Origin of the sequence: Rheinheimera soli (assembly GCF_031457405.1) — a bacterium.
Classification (GTDB): domain Bacteria; phylum Pseudomonadota; class Gammaproteobacteria; order Enterobacterales; family Alteromonadaceae; genus Pararheinheimera; species Pararheinheimera soli_A.
In genome coordinates, this window is record NZ_JAVDWR010000038.1 from 1 (window position 1) to 8,117 (window position 8,117).

An 8,117-nucleotide genomic window follows, 5' to 3' on the forward strand; every position below is an offset into this window, starting at 1 on the left:
GGATGGCTGCGAATAAAAAATTGTCAGGATCAATTTTTAACAATGCAAAGCATTGGCCCAAAGGGTGAGCGCCATGGATGGCTGCGAATAAAAAAGCCCCTGCGTGTGCAGAGGCTTTTTAAAACTAAGGGTGTGACTTATGCTTTTTTCGATAAATCCAGCAGCAGCGCGTTTAAGCGGCTGACAAAAGTTGCAGGATTTTTCAGGCTGCCACGTTCAGCTAATAAGGCCTGATCAAACAATACTTCTGCCCATTGCTTAAACTGCGTTTCGTCCTGCACATCGGCAATATGTTTCACCAGTGCATGATCCGGGTTCAACTCAAAAATAGGTTTTACGTCCGGCACTTTCTGACCCACAGATTCCATCAGCTTCATCATCTGCGTGCTCATATCAAACTCGTCAGTGACAATACAAGCCGGGCTGTCGGTTAAGCGATGGCTGGTTTTTACGGCTTTGACCTGATCACCTAAAGCTGTTTTAAAGCGTTCAGTCACAGCAGCAAATTGCTTTTCTGTTTCTTCCTGAGCTTTTTTCGTTTCTTCGTCATCCAGCTTGCTGATATCCAGACCACCTTTGGCGATAGAACGCAGCTTTTTACCTTCAAAGTCAGTCAGGTGTTGCATTAACCATTCGTCAACACGGTCGGATAACAACAGAACTTCAATGCCTTTTTTACGTAACACTTCTAAATGTGGGCTGTGTTTAGCGGCTTCAAAGCTGTCAGCAACGATAAAGTAAATTTCGTCCTGACCTTCTTTCATCCGGCTGACATACGCTTCTAAGCTGACATTCTGATCCGCATTGTCATTATGAGTAGAGGCAAAACGCAGCAGCTTAGCTATGCTTTCTTTGTTGCCGGCATCTTCAGCCGGGCCTTCTTTCATGACCTGACCAAACTCGTTCCAGAAGGTCTGGTACTCGCTTTGGTCTTCAGCTTTAGACATTTTCTCCAGCATTTTTAATACGCGTGAAGTACAGCCTTTACGTAAGCTTTGCGTCACTTTGGTGTCCTGCAGAATTTCGCGGGAAACGTTCAGCGGTAAATCACTGGAATCCAACACACCTTTGATAAAGCGCAGGTAACTTGGCATAAACTGTTCAGCGTCATCCATAATAAATACACGCTGTACATACAATTTCAGGCCATGACGGGCCTCACGGTTCCACATATCAAAAGGTGCCTTTTTCGGCACAAATAATAAACTGGTGTAGTTGGTATTACCTTCCACTTTGTTGTGAGTCCAGCTTAATGGCTCGGTCCAGTCGTGCGAAATATGTTTGTAGAATTCCTGATATTCGTTTTCAGTGACTTCAGATTTATCGCGCATCCACAGTGCAGTGGCTTTGTTGACCGCTTTCCAGAAGCCTTCAGTGGCAGGGATTTTTTCGCCCTCTTCACCGTCCTGCTCTGGAGTGCCGTCCTGATACATTTCCACCGGAATGCTGATATGGTCAGAGTATTTAGTGACAATAGATTCCACTTTCCACTGGCTTAAGAATTCAGTTTCTTCATCGCGTAAATGCAGAGTGATTTCAGTACCACGGCTATTCTTCACAATAGGCGCAATGCTGTATTCGCCTTCACCATTAGATTCCCACTCAACAGCGGAATCAGCAGGCGCACCTGCTTTACGGGTTTTGACTGTGACCTTGTCGGCGACAATAAAGGCAGAGTAGAAACCTACACCAAACTGACCAATCAGCTGAGAGTCTTTGCTTTGATCGCCAGAGAGCTGACCAAAAAATTCTTTAGTGCCGGATTTAGCGATAGTGCCTAAATGGCTAATCACTTCATCCTGCGTCATACCAATACCGTTGTCGCTGATGGTAATGGTTTTAGCCGCTTCATCCAGGCTGATACGAACTCTTAAATCGCCGTCATTGTCATACAGGCTGCTGTCAGACAAAGCTAAAAAGCGCAGTTTGTCAGCCGCGTCGGACGCGTTGGAAACCAGCTCACGCAGGAAAATCTCTTTATTGGAATACAGCGAATGGATCATCAGCTGTAGAAGTTGTTTGACCTCGGCCTGAAAGCCGTGCTTTTGTTTTTGTACTGTCTCAGTCATATACAGCTCCTTCTCTTTAATGGAATGACTTTAATGCAAAGGCGCCTATGCATAACGCCTTTCGAATTGTGCTGGCAAGGATATGGGTTTAATAGCCACAAATATCAAGGGGGAAATAGCGGCAAAACAAAGAACAAAATGGAGGAACGGGCAATTGGCGAAAGAATAAGCAGAACCAGAGCACGGCGGAATACAAGGGGCGTGGTTTATCCGTGCCTATTTGCAGTTCTACGCAAGTGGCACGAGAGGCGCAGCACAGTTTCAAGAACGAGGGTCCTGACCAAAGGTCAGATGGGTTTGCGGCCACTAAAGGCGTGAGACAAGGTCGTGCCGTCTACATACTCTAAATCACCACCCACAGGCACACCATGGGCGATACGGGAGACATTCACCTGATACTTTTTACATTGCTCAGCAATGTAATAGGCTGTAGCATCGCCTTCCACTGTCGGGTTGGTGGCCAATATCACTTCCTGCACTGAACCTGTACCCAACTGCTTTTGCAGTAAATCCAGCCCAAGTTCTGAAGGACCTATGCCATCAAGCGGAGATAACTGGCCCTGCAAGACAAAATAGCGGCCTTTAAACTGACCTGTTTGCTCTATCGCAAACTGATCAGACGACGAAGCAACAATACAAAGGCTTTGACTGTCACTGCGTCGTGGATCTGAACAAATAGCACACAAATCAGTTTCGCAAAAAGTACGGCACTGCTGGCAATGCCCTACTTTCTCCATAGCCACAGCCAAAGCCTTGGACAACTGCACAGCCCCAGAACGGTTGCGTTCCAGCAACTGCAGGGCTATACGTTGTGCCGACTTCGGACCTACACCCGGCAATATACGCAAGGCGTCGATCAACTGCTGCAGTAAAGGACTGAATTTGCTCATACTAAAACAGACAACAGCTTAGAACGGCATCTTAAAACCAGGAGGTAATTGCATACCACCTGTTACAGCAGCCATTTTGGCTTTATTGGTTTCTTCAACACGGCGTACCGCGTCGTTAATAGCAGCAGCTACTAAATCTTCCACCATTTCTTTGTCATCCTGCATCAGACTATCGTCGATGCTGACACGGCGTACATTGTGGTTGCCTGTCATGGTGACTTTCACCAAACCTGCACCCGACTCGCCTGTGACTTCCAGATTAGCCAATTCCTGCTGGGCCTTTTGCATTTTATCCTGCATGGCTTGCGCCTGCTTCATGATATTGCCTAAACCGCCACCACCACCTTTGAACATAACTGTACTCTCTTTAAAATGACTCTATTAAACTGGCGACAAGATAATGACTTGAGCCCGAAATTACAAGATGAAAAAACAAGACGAATTAGTTGACGATAATACTGTCAGCGACTATTTCCGCCCCAAACTCTTTTTGTAGCTGCACCACCCATGGATCATTCTGCAGCAACTGTTCTACATAAACCAGACGCTCTTGCTCAATCCGTTGCTGAATAGCCACAGGACAAGTCTCGACCCAAGGTTGATACTGAATATCCAGTTGAACAGCTTTATGAAAAGCCTGACTCAATTCTTTAATAATTTCGGCGCGGAATTTTTCTTTATCCAAATGCTGCTGACTTTGACAAACCAACAACTGCACTGTATCCCCTGCCCAACTGATGCAACTATGCAGCAGATACAAACGCAATAATCCGCCTAAATTCAGGCTATCGACTAAAGCCGCCCACTCATCGACCTGAGCGGCAAGACGCACTGAAAAATTTTCGGCTGTGATCACACCATCAAAACGGTATTGAGCTTTAGCTTCCGGTGCGCCAGTCATTGGCTGTGATTCTGGTTCGGGCTCCGATTGATGTTGCTGCTGAAATTCTTGCCAGGCCCAGTCGGCCGCAAAATCTGCATCTTCAGTGGCTATATCCAAAGCATCAGATTCATCCGGATAAACAGACAGTACAGGTTCAGCCTGTTCAATAGGCTGAACCTGAGTTTGAACTGGCGCAACTGCTAGCTGCGTAACCAGGGGCTGAGTTTCTGGCGCAAGGACAGCTAGAGGCGGAGCTTTTGGTATAGCAGCAGGCTCTGCAGCCTTGGCTACAGCAGGCGTTGGTTCAGACTTTTTTTCACTCTGAGTCTCCACAGCCCTATCCGCGCTAACAGCATCAGCTTTAATACCACGGCGCGCCAAAATAGAAGCGGCAATACCTGCAGCAACTGGCTGCGCAACATCAGCCACAACTTCTGTCGCTACATGCTGCTCTGAGCTAATTTCGACTGTGATTTCAGACTCTGATGGCAATGACTCTGCCATTTGAGGCACAAGTTCAGGTTCTTTCGTCGGAATGGGTGCAGGTGTAGTTTCAGGCAAATTAAATTTTGCTTTCAATTCAGCCGCATGAGACACAGGAAGCGACGCGCGCATGGCAGGTGTGGCATCAGCAGCGCCAGGCACAAAAGCCACAGCCCTTAATAACGCCATTTCCAGACCAATACGTGGCTCTGGTGCAAAGGCCAATTCTTTTTTACCGGAAATGAGTAGTTGATAAAACAGCTGTAACTGCTCAGGGCTTTGCTGCTCTGCTAATTGCTGCACAAAAGCACTGTGATCTGTGACTAAATCCGCCGCTTGCCAGTTAAACTGACTTAAAGCGGCTAAATGCAACAAGGCCAGCATATCATCCAGCACATGAGCAAAATGACTATGCTGCTGCACCAATTGATCCAGATGTTGTTTCAACGCAGCTAAATCACGGTTAATCACTGCAGCTAATAACAGCTCAGCCCACTGCTGTTCCAGATAGCCCAGCATATCGCGCACCAAAGGCACTGTGATGTTGGAATTGCTCTGTGCTATGGCCTGGTCAGTCAGGCTCAATGAATCACGTAAACTGCCTTTAGCAGCCCGCGCTAACAATGCAAGTGCGTCTTCAGCAGCAGGAATACCTTCCTGCGCCAACACATAAGATAAGTGCTGTTTAATTTGCTCCGGGCTTAACGCCTTTAAGCTGAACTGCAAACAACGAGACAGAACTGTGACTGGCAGTTTTTGTGGATCCGTAGTCGCCAGCAAAAACTTCACATGCGGAGGTGGTTCTTCCAGCGTTTTCAAAAGCGCATTAAAGCTGTGACGCGACAGCATATGCACTTCGTCTATTAAGTAGACTTTATAACGGCCACGGCTAGGTGCGTATTGTACGTTATCCAGTAAGTCGCGGGTGTCTTCAACTTTAGTGCGTGAAGCTGCGTCAATCTCTAACAGATCAACAAAAAAACCCTGATCAATTTCGACACAGGCACTGCATACGCCACAAGGTGTGGAGGTCACCCCTGTTTCGCAGTTTAAACTTTTGGCAAAAATACGGGCTATAGTGGTTTTACCGACACCACGGGTGCCGGTAAACAAATAGGCATGATGTAATCTGTTGTGATTCAGCGCATTGGTCAGCGCTGTTTTCACATGATCCTGACCGACCAGTTGACCAAAATGTTGAGGTCGCCATTTTCTTGCCAGTACCTGATAACTCATGCCACCTGCGCCTGTGTTTTATTGGAATTAATCGCCTGCAAATTCAACCAGACTATAAAGGTTTAACCCCAGCTTTTCTAAACGCGCTTGTCCGCCCAAATCCGGCAGATTCACTACAAAAGCAGCGTCTGTGGCTTTGCCACCTAAACGCTCAACTAAACTGGTTGTTGCAGCAATAGTACCACCTGTAGCCAATAAGTCATCCACTAACAGCACCTTATCTCCGGCAACTATGGCGTCTTTATGGATTTCCAATGTGTCTTCGCCGTATTCCAACTGATAAGACTGAGCAATACGTTCTCGTGGTAATTTACCTGGCTTACGCACTGGTACAAAAGGTAAACCCATAGCATAAGCCAAAGGAGCACCAAAAATAAAACCACGGGATTCAGTCCCCACAATCTTGGTAAAGCCTTTGCCCTGATACTGTTGTTTAAAGGCATCTATAACCTTTGCAAAAGCATCAGCGTCCAGCATCAGGCTGGTCACATCACGAAATAAAATACCTGGCTTTGGGTAGTCAGGCACAGCTTTGATCACCTGACTTAATAAAGCGGAAAGAGAGTGTTCATTCATCATCACGATCCTGATTATATTCAGCTTAAAAGACGGTTTTCTTAAGAGATTTCCGTCATAAAAAGGAAAAAACCGCCAGCAGGCGGTTATTTCACGCTCGAAAAAAGTTTAAGCGATGATCCGCAGCCAACTGATAATCGGAGGCAGACAGAGTAAAACCACAAATACGACAATAAATAACGCTAACTGGCCAATGCCAAAAGATTCTTTAAAATTCTCGTCTGCCATGATCTGAGCTCATTCACTAAAAAGGTGGGACATGGTAATGAATTTTAGCCAGCTTGAAAAGCATGCACTATGCCTTTCTGCACAAAATCCGTCAGCAGAGCCTCAGCGCCTGCCGACAGCTGAGCATAGTCCAGTTGAGGCACATAAGGCGATACCAATTCAATAAGCGCAGCAAAGCTAAGGCCCGGTTGCTGCTCCAGCAACTGCAGCAATAGAGTCGTCAGTTGATTTAACGCAATAAACTTTACTTCATCGTGCGGATCCCGGTAGATTAACAAAAAGCTGGCTTGAGGTTCTGTCGGCTGAAACTCAGTACAAATTTGCTGCACCTGATACTGATACGCCTGCACTGAAGAGAGTTCAGACAACTGCAATGCCTGCTGTTTCAGATCGGTAATGGCAACCCAGGCTTGTGCTTTACGAGTCGCAAGATCCAGTTCCAGCCATTCATAATGCGCCAGCTCCAGCATAAACACCGGATCATCAGGTTGTAATTGATACTGGTGTTGTAAAAAATCTAAAAAACTTTGGGCTATGGACAAAAAAAATGGATTGTCGCAGCGATATTTGGCAAAAAATAGCTGTAAACGCTGCTGCCATGCCTGCTCTGAATACAAAGATTTCAGCACAGGAAAAGCAGCACAAACAAAACCTGAAACATTGTTAAACAACAATTCCCGATAAACATCCAGCCTTTCCTGCTCTACATTCACAGGCCTTTCGTTTTTATCCGGTTCGCGCAGATAAGCAACAAACTGCTGCTGAAGCTGTTGGAATTTCATCTCAGGCCCTCAACTTGTTCTGCTTAGCTTGTTGCAAGCCACGAATATGCGCCAGCTCCAGTTGCAGTTGTTGCAGATCAGGAATATTAAAATCCCGTTCCAACAAGGTCGGAAACAGGCCGTGATGCTGATAGGCTTCGGATAATAAGGCCCAGACCGGATCAGACACATCTGCACCGTGGGTATCGATTAATAGGCTGTCACTTTGCCGGTAATGCCCGGCCACATGGCCATAAGCAATACGTTTTGTAGGCAGTCCTTTTAAAAAAGCCAGCGCATCGTAGCTGTGATTGACTGAATTCACGTAAATATTATTCACATCTAACAGCAGTTTACAGTCGGCCAGGTCCAGTACTGCATTAGTAAATTCAAGCTCCGACAATTCCTGACCGGGCGCCGCATAATAAGACACGTTTTCGATGACTAAAGGCTGCTCAAGAATGTCCTGCACCAGGCGAATACGCTCTGCGACATAAACAGCGGCTTCTTCAGTAAAAGGAATAGGCAGCAAATCATACAAATGCCCTGCAGCAGAGCAATAACTTAAATGTTCGCTGTAAAGTTTGATCTGATGTTCTTTTAAAAAAGCTTTGATTTGCTTAACAAAATCCAGATCCAATGGATCAGGACTGCCTAAAGACAAAGACAAACCATGACAGATAAAGGGGTAACGTTCAGTTAACTGACGGAATTTTTTCTGATAGGCACCGCCATAAGGCAACCAATTCTCCGGCGCTACTTCAAAAAAGTCGATATCGGTTTGAGGCAGTTCCAGCACAGTAGTGAGCATTTCACGTCGCAAACCCAAGCCGACCTCTGTAGCTGCCAAACCAAAAGGGAAATCAGACATAAGGTTTCCTTAAAAGCAGTCAGCCTGAGAGTGTAAAAAAATCTGTGTAAGTGGCATTCTACCTAACTCCTTGGAAGGGATAAAGAATGCCAATTACAGACCAATTACTGGATCAGCTGT

General features: G+C 46.1%; 7 protein-coding genes. All 7 read right to left on the bottom strand.

The window, feature by feature from the left end; translation table 11 throughout:
• Positions 1-137: 137 nt before the first annotated feature.
• The gene (gene htpG / locus J2W69_RS20360; RefSeq protein ID WP_310282032.1) at positions 138-2,069 is read right to left on the bottom strand and encodes a molecular chaperone HtpG; all 1,932 of its coding nucleotides are present in this window, start codon (positions 2,067-2,069) and stop codon (positions 138-140) included.
• A gap of 287 nt (positions 2,070-2,356) precedes the next feature.
• Complete coding sequence (recR, locus tag J2W69_RS20365; protein ID WP_233009442.1) at positions 2,357-2,959, bottom strand: recombination mediator RecR; 603 nt, start codon at positions 2,957-2,959, stop codon at positions 2,357-2,359.
• A gap of 18 nt (positions 2,960-2,977) precedes the next feature.
• Positions 2,978-3,313, bottom strand: coding sequence for a YbaB/EbfC family nucleoid-associated protein (locus J2W69_RS20370; protein ID WP_008897685.1), 336 nt, complete (start codon positions 3,311-3,313; stop codon positions 2,978-2,980).
• An 88-nt stretch (positions 3,314-3,401) separates the two neighbouring features.
• Positions 3,402-5,561: a DNA polymerase III subunit gamma/tau gene (dnaX, locus tag J2W69_RS20375; protein WP_310282036.1), complete on the bottom strand. Its 2,160-nt coding sequence runs from the start codon at positions 5,559-5,561 to the stop codon at positions 3,402-3,404.
• Between the two features lie 27 nt (positions 5,562-5,588).
• Positions 5,589-6,137: an adenine phosphoribosyltransferase gene (apt, locus tag J2W69_RS20380; protein ID WP_310282038.1), complete on the bottom strand. Its 549-nt coding sequence runs from the start codon at positions 6,135-6,137 to the stop codon at positions 5,589-5,591.
• 272 nt (positions 6,138-6,409) lie between these two features.
• The gene (locus J2W69_RS20385) at positions 6,410-7,147 is read right to left on the bottom strand and encodes an HvfC family RiPP maturation protein (RefSeq protein ID WP_310282040.1); all 738 of its coding nucleotides are present in this window, start codon (positions 7,145-7,147) and stop codon (positions 6,410-6,412) included.
• A 1-nt stretch (position 7,148) separates the two neighbouring features.
• Positions 7,149-7,997 (bottom strand): HvfB family MNIO-type RiPP peptide maturase, encoded by an 849-nt coding sequence (locus tag J2W69_RS20390; RefSeq protein ID WP_310282042.1) that lies wholly within the window; start codon positions 7,995-7,997, stop codon positions 7,149-7,151.
• Positions 7,998-8,117: the final 120 nt, after the last annotated feature.